Genomic DNA, 17,720 nt, shown 5'->3' on the forward strand with positions numbered 1-17,720 from the left:
AATGTTACATCCTTGCATCAACAATCCAGCTAAAGCTTTATACGGAAAGCGGAGTCATCCTCTTTTTGAGCCCGAGGAAGTAGTAGATTGCGTCCCTTGGCTACTATCCATACGGTAAAGAAACCGCGAAAATAGTTAATGGGGAAGAACGTCTTTGGAGTGAACGGATTCATCGTCTTGTAAATCCATCTTTTTCATGGCCATAAAGGCGAAAAGAAAGGCCAAGAACAACAATAGGGCCGCTAAGGCATAGGGCGCTCCCGGAAAGTAGATATCGGCCTCTGGACGAATAAAATAGTAAAAAACCGGCGAGAACAACAGCTGACCCAAAATAGCGGTAACACTTAATAAGCCGGTTATGGCCCCTTGTAAATTTCCCTGCTCCTTTTCAGAGACCTGATTTGAGATAATACCCTGAATAGTGGGCCCTGCCACACCACCTAAGGCATACGGAACCAAAAAGGCATACAACATCCAGGGTTCGGAGGCTTGCGAAAAAAGGAACATTCCAATCGTCCAAAGTGTAAAACCAATGACAACCGTTCTTTTCTTTCCGATTTTTTTCACGACAATACCCACTAAAAAGCCTTGAACTACCGCCACCAGTAAGCCTACCACCATAAGGGAAATCCCTATTTCACGCGGACTCCAATCATACCGCTCGATTCCGTAATAGGACCAGACCGCTGGCAGTGACTGCCCAGCTAAATTGGCCAGAAAAAAAGCGACGATCAAGAGCAAAACACCTTTGTAGTTTCGTAGGCTCGCCAAAGAAACGCCCGGAATCATTTTCAGTACATTGATCGGTCTTCTATTTTCAGGGGTAAGGGATTCCGGTACAAAGAAGTAGCCAAATAGAAAATTCGAAAACGTCAGGCCAGCGGCGATATAGAACGGAAGTCGAATATCGACTTCACCAAAAAAACCACCAATACCAGGGCCTATGATAAATCCTAAGCCGAATGCAGCGCCTATCAATCCGAAATTTTTAGCCTTTTCTTCCTTAGTACTAATATCTGCAATGTATGCGGAAGCCACGGTGAAACTTGCCCCGGTAATGCCTGCGAGAAACCGTCCTAAGAACAACCAGATGATGGTCGGGGCCCAGGCATGGATCAAGTAATCGATACTCAGTCCCAAGAGGGCGATCAGTAAAATCGGGCGTCTCCCGTACTGATCGGAAATCTCCCCTAGAATCGGAGAAAACAAGAATTGCATTCCAGCAAAGGCAGTCGTCAACCACATCCCATAAATGACGGCCATGGCCGTACCTTCCCCTGTCAGTTCCATGATGAGATCCGGGATTATGGGAAGGATGATACCGATACCTATGACATCCACCAGAATGGTGATGAAAATAAAGAGTAGCGCGGTTTTTTTGGATTGCATAGCGGCTGCAAAAATCGGTAAAAAAAAGAAACCCCACATTGCTGTGAGGTTGTATCGTTTTAGTGGGCTTTAAGCATTGTAGCCCTTGGACAATGCTCGGGACGCCATATTAATTATTTAACGCTTCGGCACCACCAACAATCTCTAAAATCTCATTGGTAATGGCTGCCTGTCTTGCTTTGTTATATGTAAGTTTTAACTGGTCGCGCAATTCGGTAGCATTATCGGTCGCCTTGTGCATAGCCGTCATTCGTGCACCGTGTTCACTAGCAAACGAATCACGAATACCCTTGTAAAGCTGCGTTTTCAATGACTTTGGTATCAACTGCGCAACGATTTCCGGTTTGGAGGGTTCAAAAATATAATCGCCACTAGTTGCTTCACCGCCTTCAACAGGAACAATCGGCAAGAACTGTTCCGTCATTACAATTTGGGTCGCAGCATTTTTGAATTTGTTGTAGACGACCTCTATTTTATCATATTCTCCACTGGTGAAACGTTCCATCAGGTCTTCTGCAATGACAGCCGTGTTTTCAAAGGTCAAATCGTCATATAAACCACTGTGATTGGCGATTACATTAGATTTTTTGTTCAGAAAATCATTTGCCTTCTTCCCGATGGCCATAAAATCGACCTGCTTTCCGGCATAGGTCTCATTAATCAAAATGGTACATTGTTTTAGGATGTTGGAATTAAATGCTCCCGCAAGTCCCCTGTTCGAGGTAATCGCAACAATAAGCACCTTGTTCACTTCCCGATTGTCGGCAAATTTACTTCCTGCATCACCATCTAAGCTCGCACTCAAACTCTGCAAAAGCTCGGTAAGCTTATCAGAATAAGGTCGCATAGCGGTAATAGCATCCTGGGCTTTCTTCAATTTTGCAGCAGATACCATTTTCATGGCACTGGTAATCTGCATGGTCGACGATACCGATGCTATCCTGTTTCTTATTTCTTTTAGATTCGCCATAGGCCCCTAATAGCCTCCCCTTCAGGAGGAACTTGTTTATGGTTATTCTGCAAACCCCTTATTCTCCCCTTTTGGGGGAGTTAGAGGGGGCTTTTAACTTCTATACTTCCCCGATAGATCTTTCGCAACGGAGGTAAGAACATCGATGACCTCATCGGTCAACTTCCCAGCTTTAAGCGTATCCAAAGTACCTCTGTGCTTCGCGTTCAAGAATTCGATATAGTCCCTTTCAAATTCCTTTACTTTTTCAACGGGCACATCACGTAAAAGGTTTTTAGACCCCGCGTAGATAATCGCCACTTGATCTTCTACGGTAAACGGGTCGTTCTGCGCTTGTTTTAGGATTTCAACATTACGACGTCCTTTTTCGATAACGTTCAAGGTAGCGGCATCCAAATCGGAACCGAACTTGGCAAAAGCCTCCAATTCACGGAATTGCGCCTGATCTAACTTCAAGGTACCGGCTACTTTTTTCATTGACTTTATCTGCGCGTTACCACCCACACGCGATACGGAGATACCTACGTTGATCGCTGGACGAACCCCTTGGTTAAATAAATCCTGCTCTAAGAATATCTGTCCGTCGGTAATCGAAATTACGTTCGTTGGAATATAGGCCGAAACATCACCTGCCTGCGTTTCGATAATAGGCAAGGCTGTTAATGAACCGCCACCCTTTACCATCGGCTTCAAGGAATCCGGCAAATCGTTCATGTCTTTAGCAATTGCATCGTTATTGATGACTTTTGCCGAACGCTCCAATAAACGGGAGTGTAGGTAGAAAACGTCACCAGGATATGCTTCACGTCCCGGAGGTCTTCTCAAAAGAAGTGATACCTCACGATAGGCAACCGCTTGTTTTGACAAATCATCGTAGATGATCAAAGCAGGGCGCCCTGTATCACGAAAATACTCTCCAATCGCAGCACCCGCCATTGGGGCGTATACCTGCATTGGTGCGGGATCGGATGCGTTTGCGGCAACGATAGTCGTATAGGCCAAGGCTCCTTTATCCTGCAAGGTCTGGGCGATGCCCGCTACCGTGGATGCTTTTTGTCCGATGGCCACGTAAATACAATACACAGGTTCCCCTGCGTCGTAAAATTCCTTTTGATTCAAGATGGTATCGATACAAACGGTAGTCTTACCCGTTTGACGGTCACCGATGACAAGTTCCCTTTGGCCTCGACCTACGGGAATCATTGCGTCGATTGCCTTAATACCAGTTTGTAAAGGCTCGGTTACCGGCTCACGAAAGATAACCCCTGGCGCTTTGCGCTCCAATGGCATTTCATACGTCTCCCCTGAAATGGGCCCTTTTCCATCGATAGGTGCTCCTAAAGTATTCACAACACGACCAACAATACCTTCACCAACATTGATCGAAGCAATGGTTTGGGTTCGTTTTACAACCGAACCTTCTTTTACATCACGTGATGGGCTCAATAGTACTACCCCCACATTGTCTTCTTCCAAGTTCAAAACGATACCCTTAAGACCACCGTCGAACTCTACCAATTCTCCGTATTCAGCATTCGATAGCCCGTACACACGTGCGATACCATCACCTACTTGTAATACCGTTCCTACTTCGTCCAAGGAGGCCGTAGCTTCAAAATTCGATAATTGTTGTTTTAAAATTGCTGATACTTCAGCGGCTTTTACTCCTGCCATTTGTTCTAGATATAAGATGTTAGAGGTGAGAAGTAAGACCGCTCACTCTTCCTATTTATTATAGACTATTAGTAAATTCTCTTTTAAGATTACTCAATTTGTTCGATATGCTTGCATCGTATCGCAAATCCCCTACACGGAGAATGAATCCGCCCACGATGCTTTCGTCGATTTTATTCTCGATGGTGACTTGGTTCCCAGTCAACTCGGTGACCTGTTTTAAAATTTTCTTTTCCAACTCGGCCGTCAAGGGAACTGCGGTCGTCACTACTGCAACGCCCTTTCCTTTAAGGTCTTCATTAAGAATGATGAATTTTTCGGCTACCTCATCCAGTAAATCAATACGTTTGTTTTCGATCAGAACATTGATAAGACCTTCGGTAATCGAATGGCTTCCTTTAAATATGGCCGTCAATGCGTTTTTCTTCAATTCGGATTTGATTACCGGGCTCATCAGCATCTCCTTTAATTCGGAACTCCGTGAAATCGTTGCCAAAACGGACCGCATATCTTTTTCGACCGCATCGGTAGCCTTGTTGTCTACTGCGAGGTCTAAAATTGCCTTTGCGTACCGTATGGATGCTCTTGAATTACTCATTCTAGCTTGCTTAGTTCAATTTGATGTCTCCCAACATGGACTCGACCAACTTCAATTGCTTGTCCTTTCCTGAAAGCTCTTCTTTTACCACCTTTTCAGCGATAGCCACAGACAGTTCTGCAACCTGGCTTTTAATATCGGCAACAGCGGCTTTCTTTTCGCTTTCAATCGCAACTTGGGCCTGCTTCAGCATCTTGTCACCTTCTATTTTTGCCTGCTCTTTGGAATCAGCGATCATTTTCTCTTTAATTTCACGGGCCTCCTTCAACATCGCCTCTCGCTCAGCTCGGGCTTCCTTTAATAGGCGCTCGCTATCGGCAGTCACGTTTTGCATTTCTTTTTTGGCCTCCTCAGCCGCCGCAAGAGCGCTTTTGATACCATCTTCCCTTTCGTTCACTGCGTTCAGAATGGGCTTCCAGGCAAACCTTCGCAATAAAATAAGCAAAAGCACAAATAACAATATTTGCCAGAAGAACAGTCCGAATGAAAAATCGTTGATTAACTTATCCATAATTCAATTTGTTTAAAACTTCAATCAAAACAACGGCGATAACCAACCGTTACCGCCGTGGTTTCATACTCTTAGCCTACGAACAAAGCCGCAAACCCAATACCTTCAATAAGCGCCGCTGCAATCAACATTGCTGTTTGAATTTTACCAGTAGCCTCAGGCTGACGGGCAATAGCTTCCATAGCTGAACCACCGATTCTACCGATACCGATACCTACACCGATTACGATCAAACCTGCACCTACAATTGTTGGGATTTCCATAAATATATAATTAAGAATTAAACATTCACTACTAGATTTCCGACTTCGCGGAAATGAAAAAACGCTACTTATTAATGTGCCTCGTCATGCTCCTCAACGGCAAATCCGAAATACAATGCCGATAATAGGGTAAAAATGTACGCCTGTAAGGCTGCCACCAATAGTTCGATTATCGAAAGGAAAAAGGCCAAGAACAACGAAAGTCCACCACCTATCCAATTCTGCACGAAAAAGACCAAGGCGATAATGCTCATCAACACCACGTGACCCGCCATGATGTTCGCATACAAACGAATCATCAAAGCAAACGGCTTAATGAAGACGCCTAATAATTCAATCGGTGCCAAAATAAATTTCATGGGTACGGGAACACCAGGCATCCAAAAAATATGTTTCCAATAGTTCTTATTTCCTGAAAACTGCGTGATGATAAACGTAAGCAAAGCCAAGGCCAGGGTTACGGAAATATTACCCGTAACATTAACACCCAAAGGCGTAAGCCCGAATAAGTTCAAAAACCAGATAAAAAAGAACACCGTTAATAAATACGGCATGAATTTTTTGTATTTCGGACCAATATTGGGCTTGGCAATATCATCCCTTATATAAAGGACAATCGGCTCAAAAAATCGCCCTGCCCCCCTTGCGATGGGGCCTTTTCCGAAAGACCTTGCCAAACCTGCGAAAAGCAAGAACATCAATAATCCGGTAACGAACATCATGACCACGTTCTTGGTAATCGAAAAGTCCAGTGGTTTTTTGTTGATGGCATGATGGTCCTCATCAAAATTTAGTGTACCGCTCGCGTCGGTCTTGTAAATTTTGCTGTGGTAAAGTTTGTAGTAATTACCATTATTTTCGGCGACCGTTTCGCCGTGATGGAATTTGGAGGAAGAAAACACCTGCAGGCCGTCGTCCCATAAAATCACAGGTAACGGAAAGCCGTAATGCTTGCCCGCTTCCTTGTCCGAAAAAAAAGTAAAAGAATGGGAGTCTTGAATGTGGTGATCGATATCCTCACTGATTTCCTCTTCGAGAGCATCATTATGCTCGGCATTAGGCTCATCTATATGATGCTCAACTTCTTGGGCAAAAAGTGTTCCGCTTAGAAAAAGTAATCCAACAAAAAGAAACTTGGTAAAGTAGTTGATCTGCATAAAGCTCTAAAATATCGGTCCCTAAAAATCGGTGCAAATGTACGGTATTCTTCCAAAAAGAAAAAGCAAATCCACTCTTTCTTTTAGAGGGCATTGTTATCTAATTTTTTGAGCATTTTGGCGGTAAAAACGGTCTCAATTACAAGGCAGATCGCATAAGGAACAAAGAAAGCCGCAAACTCCAATTTATCCATTTCACCATCACTTCTGTACACTGGATAAAAAAGAATAAAAAAAACGGTGAATTTTATAAAACTACCTCCAATAAATAGGTATCCGATGTAATTTTTCAATTTCTTTTGAAAAATGAACAAAAATAAATAAATAAAGGCGGCCAGGGCAGCATTGACCAGATAAGAGGTTTGAATAAGATTGCCGTATTTCGGTTCATCAAACCGTTCAAGAAGCGTAATATGGGTGAAAAAAATTCCAGCCAAGGCAACCAAGAGGATGAGCAAAAAACTTACAACTGGATTTATTTTCGGCATTATTGTTTGATACGCTTGAGTTGCAGCAAAACTACCCAAATAGAAATTGCCACACCAATAAGCGTGGCAATGGCCGTATAATACGGTTTTTCGGTTTGGTAATTTTTGTCAAGCCAAAGGCCGCCCTGAACGGCCAAGAAGATGATGGCCCCCATTTCAAAAGCAATGCCCGAGAGCATTACTGCATTCTTAAGTGTATTCTTCTTAGGAGGCTTTTGCTGGTCCATTGGCAGTTGCGGTTCCTAGCGAAGATTTGAAGCTGCTCGAAGATGAGCTGCTGCTCGAATCCTTACTGCTAGATGAGCTACTGCTGCCCATAGAACCACCCTTACCTTTCATTGTACAGGAGGCATTGAAGGTCGCGCCCGGCTCAACGGCCAATTTGGTCACGCTTACCGTGCCTTCGATGACTGCGGTCGACTTTAAGGAAAGTAAGTTCGAAACCAATAGCTCGCCGTTAAAGCTGCCTTCGATATCGGCATTTACGCATTCTACCTTTCCGTGAATGTACCCATCCTTACCGATGACCACCTTTCCCGAAGTTTTTACATTGCCGTCTAATTTACCATCTATGCGAAAATCAGCTTCAGAGACGATATCTCCTTTTATTTTGGTATTCTTTTCGATTCTGTTTGGCTGACCGCCCATTTCGTTCATGGGTCTTTTATTATCTGAGAACATGTGTTAGGGTTTTGGGGTTAAAATTCGGTTATTGTATGCTGTTAAATTTTTATGTACTTGAATGATTTTGTAATTATCCGATAGAATCACAAAATTTCGGTTCATTATTCTGTAATCCTTATTGTTTTTTATCAATTCGGCGTAGCCCAAGGCTCGCTGTTTCGAGTCAAAACCATGTACGACCACAAAAAGGTCTTCCAAGGTATAAATATCTTTTGAAACAACGTTCTTATATTTCAAATCTTTTATAGACTGTGTTAAAATCTTCATCAACTTTTCGGGTCCCTCGGTATCACTGCGTTTAAAGGGGAAAACGACCTTCCAATTCGCTGTTCCAGTTGAGCCGATTTCTTCCGAAAATCTCTTTGATTCCAGCTTGGGCAATTGTTCCGATATCATTTGCTCGGCTTTCTTCCCTTCAGGATTATTGGGATACGTGAGCGCTACATAGTTCAAAGCCTCTTTGAATTGCTCGTATCCGTTGAGTCTTCCGATGGCATTTGCTTTGAGCATCTCGAATTTTGGTACGATGGGATCTCCGGTATAGCGGGTTATATTTTCCTCGGCACCTGTAATGGTAGCCAAGAATTCTTGATTCTGATATTTTTTGAACAATCTGCCATAGCGTGCATCCGGACCATCATCATCGCCCTCTAAAATAGCGGACGGGTTCAAAATGATTTCCGCATAGCGCGAATCGCCATGGTTTTTCAGGATATCGGCCCGCATTGTGGCCAACAAGGGGCTCTCTTCTTCTTCATAGATTTTATACAAGTTGTATTTTGAAGGAAGGATAAGACGTTCTTCCGGGTCGGACCGCAGTACTTCTTCCAGCTTTCCGGCGGCCAAGAGATTTTCCTTGAATTTCTCCTTGTAAATAAGGCCCAATTGATAATTCGCAAAGTTGCGCCCGGTCTTTAAACTGTCGATAATGGTGACATCGGTAGGAATTCTGTCGGTATAGAAAGCCACATCGAATTTTTCGTTCTCGGTAGGTGCTACCGCCGTACTATCGCTTTGCACGACACCATTATTGATAGCGCTGGCTGGCAACGAGCGGGTTTTGTTGCTCCAACGCCAATCGTCTTCCAAGGGACGGTCTCCCCATCGTTGCTCAAAATCAGTTTTCCCGTAGCCTAAACTGGTAATGTTGTAAAAATAGAACTTCCCTTTGTTCTCCTGCCCCCCTTTCGATTCCCCGAAAGCATCAAAACCATCGTTCCGCATCTTTTCTTCTTTTGCTGCTTCTTCGTCAGCGATCCGTTTCAACTCGGCAATATATTCTTCGAAATAGGCCACTCGGTCCTCGGGCGACATCTCGTATAGCGTAATGACGCTATCGGCATAGTGCACCACATCCTCGTAAGCGATTACATCTTCAAGATTATCGCGCTTTTTCTTAATCGCCCGAAATTTTTTGGTGTTCTCGGGGAGGTTTGTCAGAACACTGTCAAAATAAGCGCCAGCAAACTTGTACTGGTTGTCGTCAAAGTTATATTCTGCCAAGTTCTCGTAGTTCAAGGCGTTTAATTTCGGCCCTTCCCTAGTGGCCCGCAATGATTTATTGAAGTAAAGTAGGGCCAGACTATCGGATTCTTGTTCCAAGTGGTACTCGGCGATCTGACGGTAGATTTTGTCTAAAAATGGCCTATTTTCACGATTTTCCTCTAATTCGGTCAGGTGCTCCAATACTTCCGCTTCGTTTACCGCATTCACCTCAACGTTGCGGATCTTTTGAATTTCGGCATTGATCATGTACACTCGCGGCGATTTGCGATTTAGTTCGATGACTTTGTCAAAAGCGTAGTTCGCGCTGTCTTTCTGACCCAGTTGGTTGTACAATTGCCCTATGATATAGTAATACCTTCCCTTTTCCGGGTTTTTCTTGGTGTAGTACGAGGCGACCTTTAATTGCTTAAGCGCCTTATCAATGCTGTCGAGATTGATGTAGGCCTGTGCCATCATCGCCCGGGCATCGGCATTTTCTTGATCCGTCAACTCTTCGAATTTCATCAAGCGCTTCAGGTTCTTGATGGCCAAATCTTCATTTTCCAATCGGATATTGACCTTTTCGCGCCATATGTATGCCTCGTTTAGTTGATTGGCATAGCTGAATTTTTTGATGACGTAATTGAACGCTTCCAATGCGGGGATGTAACGTTGATCAAAATACCGCGCCTTGCCCAGAAGGATAAAAGCCTCATCTATTTGTGGGTTGCGCTGATTGTCCTTAATATCCATACTATGCTTCTGTATGGCCTTTGTCGCTTTTTCCTCGGCAATGATAAAATTGGGATTGTTGTCTTCGGAATCCAATTTGATCTCATCGGTCACTTCCAAACGTTCTACCGGCAGTAGTTCCCAAAAATCATCGCGATAACTCGCGTTCAACTCTTCACGACCTTCCTCAAAAGCGATATTGCCATTGTAGAGTACATTGTACTTTGTATTCAATGCGTGAAAGTTCCGGTTGACAAACGCATCTTTTTTGGTGGAACAGGCTGTAAAAGCCAATCCACTTAAAATGAGGAAAACAATAAGTTTAAATTGAAATTTCAAAATAGTATATATCCGTATTTATCTAACTTAAAAACTTTAGGTTTAGTATGCAGTTCATCGGTAAAATACATAAAAAGGATAAGGATGCAAGAATTATTGACTTTGAAGGGACTCGGACGCTCTTTTTCCAGCATATTTTAAGACAAAACCTGGCCAAGTGTAATGGTTCACGTTTCAAATAATCGAGCCTTTACCGACTATATGGTCGGCAACAAAGGTAATTCATCTATCAATAGCTGCAATTATTACCTTTCAAGGAGGAATCCAGACCTTAAAATCGAGTAAAATTGCTATGGGAGCAGTTCATTATTGGGAGGAAACAGACTGCTTGGTTTGTTCTGGATTGTTAAGGGTAGATGTGTGGAAGGGCTTGTTAATTTACCTGCGCCCCTTTTTTTACCTATCGTTTTTTACGAAAATTTGGAATTTTTCGACCCTTTCAACCGATTTTCAAGCGCTATTTTTTTCTGCTTCAAATACCGCCTTTCTTGATTGTTCGAAGTCCTCAAAATCGCTTTTTCGAGATAGGGGATGGCCAGTATCAAATCGTTTTTTTTCGCGTAATATTCAGCATAGCAGCCATAATACAAATATTCCCTTTGCTCAAGGTCGGACACAGGTAAGGTGTCTAATAATTGCTTAGCAACCTCAAAGTTCCGAAGTTGTAGATTTACGATAGCCATATGCAGCAAATTAAAGGCACTGGGTTGCAGTTCTTGAAGTTTGGTATACCAATCCAGAATTCTTTCCCAGTCCGTTTCGGCAAAGGTTTTGGCTTTGAGATGCTCAGCGGCGATTGCGGCTTCATAGTGGTATGCGGAAACCTCATCATACGCCATTGCCTTGTTCATCGCGCTATTGCCCATCTCAATAAGCGGAAAATACCACGTACTTCTATCTTGATCCCGAATATCGACAATTTCATTTTGAGCATTGGTTTTGCTCTCTAAACGTGAGGCATGAAAGCACAATAACGCAAATAGCGCATATAAGCTTCCCGATCTAAATTTTTCCTTTTTGAGCAACAGTTTACACAGTCGAATGGCTTCGCCGCAAAGATCGCCGCGCACCACATTTTCGGTATTTGTAGAATGAAAGCCTTCGTTAAAGGTCAAATAGATGATTTCCATAACGCGAACTACCCGCGCTTGCATCTCGCTCGCAGGCGGAAAATCGAATTGTAGCTTATTGGCAATGATCGCTTTTTTGGCCCTGGTCAAGCGTTTGGCAATGGTGTTTTCCTTGGTTAGAAGGGCAGCGGCGATTTCCTTGGAACTGAATCCGGATATGGTCCTTAATGCGAAAGCGATTTGTTCCTTGGGTTTTAAACTCGGATGGCACGCGACAAAAATCATACGAAGTTGACTGTCCTCTATCTCATGGTCTAGAAAGGGTTCCACCATCGGAACAACTGCAGCAGTATTCAATGCTACCTTTTGCGAACGGTTATTTGCCGCCTTGGAACTTCGCAGCAAATCTATCGTCCGGTTTTTGGCCACGCTGGTCAGCCAGGCCTCCGGATTTTCCGGAATTTGCTTACGCCAAAGCAGCGTCGCCTTTAAAAAAGTGTCCTGTACGGCATCCTCAATCGTTTCGATATGCGACAACCCGAAATAACGGGTTAAAATAGCGACCATCTTTCCGTAGTGATGCCTGAAAAGATGGTCGACGATTTTATGCTCCATCATTGATCGAAAACCATTATTTCGCGAATTTCTACCGTTCCTCCTAAATCGTAATCCGGGTAGTCTTGCGCGATTTCTACAACCGCATCGGCATTTTCGGCGGTTACCGTATAATAGCCGCCTATGATTTCCTTACTATCGGCGAAAGGACCATCGCTCACCGTTCGTTTCTGGCCGATGACACGTTTCACGTTCGGTACCAATGCTTCGCCTCCCTTAAGAATGCCCTGCGATTCCATTTTCTGGCCCCAAGCGAACCATTTCCCCATTCGATTTTGCAATTCCTCTGGGGATAGGCCCAGTTCTTGGTAATCGGCCCCGATAAAAATCATCATAAAGTTTTTCATTGTTTTACATTTTAGGATTAAACAGATTGTTTGCCCTTATGACGGAGCGGGGTTTCAGTAATTGGACACAATTTCAAAAAAATCATCACACTTTTAAAAATTGCCGTCAGTTAAAGACGTAAGACCACTGCGTTATTAGACATTAAGATAAAAGATTATATGTAAATCATTGAGAGTCAATCCGGATTATTTAAGACCTTTTCTCGTGGTGACCTTCAAAATCAATACATCCAAAGAAGATACACGGGCCAAGATAGCTTGGGGGGGAATCCTACCAATGGTAAAGTTGTTTCTAAAATTACCGCCTTTTAAAAATAGGCAACTTTTGGTACTATTGATGACAGCAGGTATAAAGTGCATACCTTTTAAATATGCTTTTTTTTTCAACTAAACAGCTAAATCATTTCTGCTTTGAGATTCTAAAATTCAAATAGCTTCAATCAAATATTAATCAATTCGTTACAAAAAACGTCTTTGCTCTAGATTACAATAGCACAGGGGCTTAAATCCTTACCAAACTAAAGGGATTTTGAACGGTCTTCAAAAATCCTTCCGTTATTCCTTGACCTCCAGAATACTTTCCCCGAAGAAGGACTCGAGTTCACGTAAGGTTTCTGTCGATGTTTTAATATCCTTGACCACTTCGCCTTTATTTAGCACGACTATACGTTCGCAAACTTCGGTTACATGCATTAAATCGTGACTAGAGACCAATACGGTTACCCCTTGGGTATCGGCCAGGTTTTTGATGATACCTTTTAAGCGTATTTGTGTGGTGGGGTCGAGGTTTGCAAAAGGCTCATCCAGAATCACTACTTCTGGCTTGCCGATAAAGGAGGCTACAATGCCCGCTTTTTTCTGGTTTCCCTTGGAAAGGTCCCGTAAGTATTTATTTTGCCCCAAAATCTCCCCATGAAAGAAATCCTGAAAGTTGGTCAGTAGGGCATTCACATCGGCTTTGTTCTGACCTCGTAATTCCCCGATGAAATAGAAGTATTCCTCAGGGGTCAGGTATCCAATGAGAAAGGTTTCGTCGATAAAGGAGGAGGTAAAAGGCTTCCAGTCTTCACTTTTATCAACTTGAATATCATTGTTCACGATATGACCTGTCGTTGGCTGGATTAAATCGAGTAGCAAACTGAACAAGGTTGTTTTGCCGGCCCCGTTATTCCCGACAAGCCCGAAACTCTGGCCCTTGGGAATTTCCAGATCCTCGATATGCAATACCAATTGGGTGCCGTATTTTTTTGAAAGGTTTTTTACTGTAATCATCAATACTGTTTTTAGTTTCATTCCCATTCTTCGCCTGCGTTCAGGATAAACTCAGGTGGGAATCTTTTCAATTAAATCTAAATTTGAGCGACTTCGAAACACCTATGGGGCATCAAGCTCTTCCCCCGAAGTTTCGGGAGCGCTCAGCCTGACACCTTTAGCTGTTCTTCTCTTTAAAGCCCGCGATCATTCCGTATTTCTTTTTGCGATACGCTTCCGTTACCAGGTGCATCAGTTGGTTGCGAAAGGCAAGACCTATAATTCCGAAAGTACTCAGTACTCCGATCGCCACCTCGAAAGAAACGAACGTTTTTAATACAAAGTAGAGGATACAGGGAACGACCATTAAAGGAAGAAGTACCAAAAACTGCGTAGCGCTCATGCCTTGGGTGTTCCCCAGAGCGCTTTTAGTAAGGTCGATACGTTTTTTATTGAACGAACCGAAGTACAATATTACCGGTATGTTCACGCCAAAATTGTAGATAGCGCAGGCCGCATTGATGGCCAATGCCCTCCATCCAAAATATACATAAGGTATAGAAAGCAGGAACATTACAACAATACTGACCGATATAAGGACCACCTTCGATTCCAAGTATTTTCGCAACGGAATATTCTGAGACATCATCATACTGTAATATTCACTATCCCAAGCAGGGATAAACTGTCCGAAGTTCGACAGGAACATTCCGGTCATAAAAATTCCCACGAAGACGTAAATCGTTGAGGTAGCTCCATACGTATCCATTCCGTAGAAAATAAGTCCGTAAAAAACCATGGCCAGCGACATAAATGCTTGCACCTTCGTGCGTTTGTTCCGCCAAATTAATTTTAGATCGAGTTGCATGAACGGAGCAATATCCCCAAAACGTTTCGTCCATGCCAGATCAGAGGTTTCGGCAAGTTTCGTCTTCGTTTTGAGCGATGTATCCAAAAATAGTTTATCGCGGAGATAGTTGTAGTCGATATAATATGTACCCATTGCGACCAGAATGGGAACGATTGCAAGAACCGGGTACTGGTATAAGGCATAAAAGAGATTTCCCACCGTGTGGCGAACCGGGAAAATGCTAAAATAATCCAAGGCGTAAAGTCCGATTAGCAGACCCCCGATAGCAATAAGGGCCTTGTCGTTTTTGTTAATGATGAAATTGATGTAGTTAATGGAGAGTACGATACCGATCAGGGCGGCTAACCATGGTATCACTTTTGTAGCCGGATAACCATTGAATAGCAATACCACAGCAAATGGCAAAAAGAAAAACAACGATAGAACGTTATAAAACGATATTCCGGAACGCGCTAGAATATAATGGGTAATGCTACTTTTTTTAACCGGTATGGTCAGCAGTGGCTTCACATCCAATACAGGCAGTTTTTGCATAAAATAACGCAGAAAAAGCTCCGCAAGAATCCAGTATACCATGTAACGGCTTACGATAATCAAAGGGTCTACGTCCGGGAATGCCTTTTTGAGGATAAAATACATTCCTCCTCCGGAGACCAATAGACTTACCAGCATGTACAACGCGAAAAAGCCCATCACGAGTTTCATTCCTAAACTCTTTCCGAAAGAGGAGGACCTGAAAAACGATTTCCATTGAAGGCGGACGAAGTGTTTGAACATAAAGGGTCGGTTATCTGATTTGGAAGATTAGTGTTCTAAAAATAGTGCTTTGTTACAAAGTAGATCCGATTTTTTTGCACCTTCCGTTTCAATTGGGCATTTCAATGCGTAATTTTGCATCCTAGTTTAAAAAAAGAAACCAAATGGCCGATTTTTACTCCCTGACCGTAAAACATATTGAAAAACTAACCCCCAGTTCGGTAGCCGTTACTCTCGATATTCCAAAAGAACTCGTTCAAACCTTCACCTTTACGGCAGGGCAATATATCACCATAAAAAAAGATATTAAGGGCAAGGAACTGCGCAGGGCCTACTCTATTAGTTCGTCGCCTAAAAGCGCTGCGATTACCATAGGCGTGAAAAAAGTAGATCGTGGTGGATTCTCCGATTTCGCCAACTCCAAACTATCGATCGGCGATACTTTGGAAGTCATGCCGCCAGAGGGACGTTTTGCCTTTAAGCCTTCCGATACTCCAAAGCATATTGCCGCCTTTGCCGCCGGTAGTGGTATCACCCCGATCATGAGTATCGCAAAAACCGTCTTAGCCAGTAACCCTAAGAATGTATTCGTGCTGGTTTATGGCAACAAGTCGTATGAAGAAACCATGTTTTACAAAGATTTGGTAAAATTAGAGCTCGATCATGCCAATAGATTTTTCGTGTATTTTACCAATAGTGAAACCATGGAAGACAATGCGCTCTTTGGTCGAATAGATACTTCTACCGTCAATTATGCCCTAAAAAACAAGCATAAGAATATTTCATTTGACGCCTTTTATCTTTGTGGTCCCGAGGCCATGATTCACTTGGTGACCGATACTTTATTGGAGAACAACGTTCCAAAGGATAAAATTCATTTTGAATTGTTTACCGCTACCGAAATCAAGGACGAACTTCCCATAACCCCAGAAGGCGAGACACAAGTACAAGTAACCGTTGACGATGAAGTTTTCTCTTTTACCATGAACAAGAAAATGCTTGTGCTAGACGCTGTGCTTAAGGAAAATATCGATGCGCCCTACTCTTGCCAAGGCGGGGTGTGTAGTAGTTGTATCGCCCGTGTTACGGAAGGGAAAGCGACCATGGTCAAAAATCAGATTTTAACGGATGGCGAAATTGAAGAAGGCTTGATTCTCACTTGTCAAGCGCATCCAGTAACACCTATTTTGAAGGTAGATTATGATGATGTGTAGTCGACTTGCCTGCGGCGAACTGTTACTATTTGTCCGTTTTTTTTTCTAAGGCGTCGAACTTTCTAGAGGCGTATTCGTAGCCAATAATGTAGGCTCTTTCTATTCCCGCTTTGTCGAGAACGCCTATTTTATCCAACTCCATAGGTTCGATAATCAAATCGCATTGATGGATTTTTGCCCGGTTGATGGCATAGATCATCAAAGCCGAGGTGCGACTTGCTAATTGAAAAGAAGATCGAATTTGTTTCTTGTCTACTTTTTTTATGACCGATACATTACTTCCTATCATAAAATCAACCTTACCCTTTACCGGTTCCAATGGGAAATTGTTCATTATTCCGCCATCGCCATACAAGCAATCGTGAATGTTTACCGGACTAAAAACGGGAGGCAAGGCAGCGGATGCCAATAGCGGGCGTATCATCTCCCCAGTACTAAAAAACTCTTCTTCCCCCTTTTGTAGATTGGTAGCGACCACGAACAACTTGCGCTCTAGGGCTGAAAAATCATCTTCGGGGAAATACCCCTTAAAGATATCAATATACCTTTCGGTATCAACAAGGCCGGGTTTGAGGATGGTAATGAAATTATAGCGAAACAAGGGAGTTTCCTTAAAGAATGACAGCATATCAGCAATGGAATTCCCATTGGCATACAGCGCGGCGACCAAGGCGCCTACACTACTTCCGGATACGATTTGGGCTGAAATATCGCGTTCCTGCATTGCCCGCAATACCCCGATATGCGCCATACCCCTAACGCCACCTCCAGAAAGTACTAGTCCGATAGACTTAGATTCGAATAATCCCATTATTAATACTCCTTATTCAGTTGTCCATTCCTGCTACTCGTCAAAATTACTTAATTATTTCGGAGCGTTTTTGGTAATCAAAACTACTACTTCAAATAGTGGTTCTTGATGTTCATCTGGGCAACCCGTTCTCAAATGTAATCTTGCTTTTGAATTAAAACATAATTGCATAGGGTCATCAAACATCTCAGAAGTTGTATTTTTTTATAACTATGAAAAGAGAATTAAAAGTTTCAATGCTGTTCGCCCTCGCCTTTCTCGCAAGCCTGCTCATTTTATCCATCAGTTAAATCAAAGGAAACAGGGAATTACTTATGAACTCCGAGTAAAATTAGGTCGTAACTATCAAAAACAAGGTTTTTCGAACCCGCCAAGAGCATGTTCAGGAAATACCGCCATTTTTTGCCCAAATCTCTAAAGGACAAGGTGTTCGATTTTCAGGGCATACTATCAACAGAAGTTTGCACCAACGTCATCTAGATTGGTACGTTTATT

The 17,720-nt window shown here is 43.0% G+C and carries 18 protein-coding genes; 1 reads left to right on the plus strand and 17 read right to left on the minus strand.

Translation table 11 applies throughout. The features are described from left to right. Positions 1–135: 135 nt before the first annotated feature. From FGM00_RS17490 to FGM00_RS17565, 16 genes are all read right to left on the minus strand, one after another. Positions 136–1,389, minus strand: a complete 1,254-nt coding sequence (locus FGM00_RS17490; RefSeq protein WP_138854159.1) for a TCR/Tet family MFS transporter — start codon at positions 1,387–1,389, stop codon at positions 136–138. 109 nt (positions 1,390–1,498) lie between these two features. Continuing rightward, on the minus strand, positions 1,499–2,359 hold the full coding sequence (atpG, locus tag FGM00_RS17495) for an ATP synthase F1 subunit gamma (RefSeq protein WP_138854160.1): 861 nt from the start codon (positions 2,357–2,359) through the stop codon (positions 1,499–1,501). A gap of 93 nt (positions 2,360–2,452) precedes the next feature. Further along, positions 2,453–4,033 carry a F0F1 ATP synthase subunit alpha gene (atpA, locus tag FGM00_RS17500; RefSeq protein WP_138854161.1) on the minus strand — a complete coding sequence of 527 codons (1,581 nt, stop codon included), beginning with the start codon at positions 4,031–4,033 and terminating at the stop codon, positions 2,453–2,455. 58 nt (positions 4,034–4,091) lie between these two features. After that, entirely contained in the window at positions 4,092–4,631 is a 540-nt protein-coding gene (atpH, locus tag FGM00_RS17505; RefSeq protein WP_138854162.1) for an ATP synthase F1 subunit delta, read from the minus strand. A gap of 10 nt (positions 4,632–4,641) precedes the next feature. Beyond that, the gene (locus FGM00_RS17510; RefSeq protein WP_138854163.1) at positions 4,642–5,142 is read right to left on the minus strand and encodes a F0F1 ATP synthase subunit B; all 501 of its coding nucleotides are present in this window, start codon (positions 5,140–5,142) and stop codon (positions 4,642–4,644) included. A gap of 71 nt (positions 5,143–5,213) precedes the next feature. Continuing rightward, entirely contained in the window at positions 5,214–5,405 is a 192-nt protein-coding gene (atpE, locus tag FGM00_RS17515; protein ID WP_138854164.1) for an ATP synthase F0 subunit C, read from the minus strand. A 71-nt stretch (positions 5,406–5,476) separates the two neighbouring features. After that, on the minus strand, positions 5,477–6,562 hold the full coding sequence (gene atpB / locus FGM00_RS17520; RefSeq protein ID WP_138854165.1) for a F0F1 ATP synthase subunit A: 1,086 nt from the start codon (positions 6,560–6,562) through the stop codon (positions 5,477–5,479). Positions 6,563–6,645: 83 nt separating this feature from the next. Further along, positions 6,646–7,050 (minus strand): hypothetical protein, encoded by a 405-nt coding sequence (locus tag FGM00_RS17525; protein WP_138854166.1) that lies wholly within the window; start codon positions 7,048–7,050, stop codon positions 6,646–6,648. Continuing rightward, positions 7,050–7,277, minus strand: a complete 228-nt coding sequence (locus FGM00_RS17530; RefSeq protein WP_138854167.1) for an AtpZ/AtpI family protein — start codon at positions 7,275–7,277, stop codon at positions 7,050–7,052. Before FGM00_RS17530 ends, FGM00_RS17525 begins: the two co-directional genes overlap by 1 nt. Beyond that, complete coding sequence (locus FGM00_RS17535; protein WP_138854168.1) at positions 7,255–7,731, minus strand: bactofilin family protein; 477 nt, start codon at positions 7,729–7,731, stop codon at positions 7,255–7,257. Before FGM00_RS17535 ends, FGM00_RS17530 begins: the two co-directional genes overlap by 23 nt. Before the next feature lie 3 nt (positions 7,732–7,734). Continuing rightward, positions 7,735–10,290, minus strand: a complete 2,556-nt coding sequence (porW, locus tag FGM00_RS17540) for a type IX secretion system periplasmic lipoprotein PorW/SprE (protein WP_138854169.1) — start codon at positions 10,288–10,290, stop codon at positions 7,735–7,737. Positions 10,291–10,700: 410 nt separating this feature from the next. Further along, positions 10,701–11,978 carry an RNA polymerase sigma factor gene (locus FGM00_RS17545; RefSeq protein WP_236262837.1) on the minus strand — a complete coding sequence of 426 codons (1,278 nt, stop codon included), beginning with the start codon at positions 11,976–11,978 and terminating at the stop codon, positions 10,701–10,703. Then, complete coding sequence (locus FGM00_RS17550; RefSeq protein WP_138854170.1) at positions 11,975–12,322, minus strand: YciI family protein; 348 nt, start codon at positions 12,320–12,322, stop codon at positions 11,975–11,977. Before FGM00_RS17550 ends, FGM00_RS17545 begins: the two co-directional genes overlap by 4 nt. Before the next feature lie 186 nt (positions 12,323–12,508). Then, entirely contained in the window at positions 12,509–12,709 is a 201-nt protein-coding gene (locus FGM00_RS17555; protein WP_138854171.1) for a hypothetical protein, read from the minus strand. 168 nt (positions 12,710–12,877) lie between these two features. Continuing rightward, positions 12,878–13,594 (minus strand): ABC transporter ATP-binding protein, encoded by a 717-nt coding sequence (locus tag FGM00_RS17560; protein ID WP_138854172.1) that lies wholly within the window; start codon positions 13,592–13,594, stop codon positions 12,878–12,880. Positions 13,595–13,751: 157 nt separating this feature from the next. Beyond that, positions 13,752–15,221 carry a DUF5687 family protein gene (locus FGM00_RS17565; RefSeq protein WP_138854173.1) on the minus strand — a complete coding sequence of 490 codons (1,470 nt, stop codon included), beginning with the start codon at positions 15,219–15,221 and terminating at the stop codon, positions 13,752–13,754. Between the two features lie 143 nt (positions 15,222–15,364). Here FGM00_RS17565 and FGM00_RS17570 point away from each other — a divergent pair, with 143 nt between their 5' ends. Further along, on the plus strand, positions 15,365–16,414 hold the full coding sequence (locus FGM00_RS17570) for a ferredoxin--NADP reductase (protein WP_138854174.1): 1,050 nt from the start codon (positions 15,365–15,367) through the stop codon (positions 16,412–16,414). Positions 16,415–16,439: 25 nt separating this feature from the next. On the opposite strand, the gene FGM00_RS17575 is transcribed toward FGM00_RS17570, so the two are convergent. Then, positions 16,440–17,225, minus strand: coding sequence for a patatin-like phospholipase family protein (locus FGM00_RS17575; protein WP_138854175.1), 786 nt, complete (start codon positions 17,223–17,225; stop codon positions 16,440–16,442). Positions 17,226–17,720 lie beyond the last annotated feature (495 nt).

This window comes from Aggregatimonas sangjinii (assembly GCF_005943945.1).
GTDB lineage: Bacteria > Bacteroidota > Bacteroidia > Flavobacteriales > Flavobacteriaceae > Pelagihabitans > Pelagihabitans sangjinii.

Bases quoted from the DNA above. Each gene is read 5' to 3' on its own strand.
- FGM00_RS17490 (WP_138854159.1), bottom strand. From the start codon at position 1,389: ATGCAATCCAAAAAAACCGCGCTACTCTTTATTTTCATCACCATTCTG.
- FGM00_RS17530 (WP_138854167.1), bottom strand. From the start codon at position 7,277: ATGGACCAGCAAAAGCCTCCTAAGAAGAATACACTTAAGAATGCAGTA.
- FGM00_RS17560 (WP_138854172.1), bottom strand. From the start codon at position 13,594: ATGATTACAGTAAAAAACCTTTCAAAAAAATACGGCACCCAATTGGTA.
- FGM00_RS17550 (WP_138854170.1), bottom strand. From the start codon at position 12,322: ATGAAAAACTTTATGATGATTTTTATCGGGGCCGATTACCAAGAACTG.
- atpH (WP_138854162.1), bottom strand. From the start codon at position 4,631: ATGAGTAATTCAAGAGCATCCATACGGTACGCAAAGGCAATTTTAGAC.
- FGM00_RS17510 (WP_138854163.1), bottom strand. From the start codon at position 5,142: ATGGATAAGTTAATCAACGATTTTTCATTCGGACTGTTCTTCTGGCAA.
- FGM00_RS17575 (WP_138854175.1), bottom strand. From the start codon at position 17,225: ATGGGATTATTCGAATCTAAGTCTATCGGACTAGTACTTTCTGGAGGT.
- FGM00_RS17545 (WP_236262837.1), bottom strand. From the start codon at position 11,978: ATGATGGAGCATAAAATCGTCGACCATCTTTTCAGGCATCACTACGGA.
- atpA (WP_138854161.1), bottom strand. From the start codon at position 4,033: ATGGCAGGAGTAAAAGCCGCTGAAGTATCAGCAATTTTAAAACAACAA.
- FGM00_RS17570 (WP_138854174.1), top strand. From the start codon at position 15,365: ATGGCCGATTTTTACTCCCTGACCGTAAAACATATTGAAAAACTAACC.
- FGM00_RS17525 (WP_138854166.1), bottom strand. From the start codon at position 7,050: ATGCCGAAAATAAATCCAGTTGTAAGTTTTTTGCTCATCCTCTTGGTT.
- atpE (WP_138854164.1), bottom strand. From the start codon at position 5,405: ATGGAAATCCCAACAATTGTAGGTGCAGGTTTGATCGTAATCGGTGTA.
- atpB (WP_138854165.1), bottom strand. From the start codon at position 6,562: ATGCAGATCAACTACTTTACCAAGTTTCTTTTTGTTGGATTACTTTTT.
- FGM00_RS17535 (WP_138854168.1), bottom strand. From the start codon at position 7,731: ATGTTCTCAGATAATAAAAGACCCATGAACGAAATGGGCGGTCAGCCA.
- atpG (WP_138854160.1), bottom strand. From the start codon at position 2,359: ATGGCGAATCTAAAAGAAATAAGAAACAGGATAGCATCGGTATCGTCG.
- FGM00_RS17565 (WP_138854173.1), bottom strand. From the start codon at position 15,221: ATGTTCAAACACTTCGTCCGCCTTCAATGGAAATCGTTTTTCAGGTCC.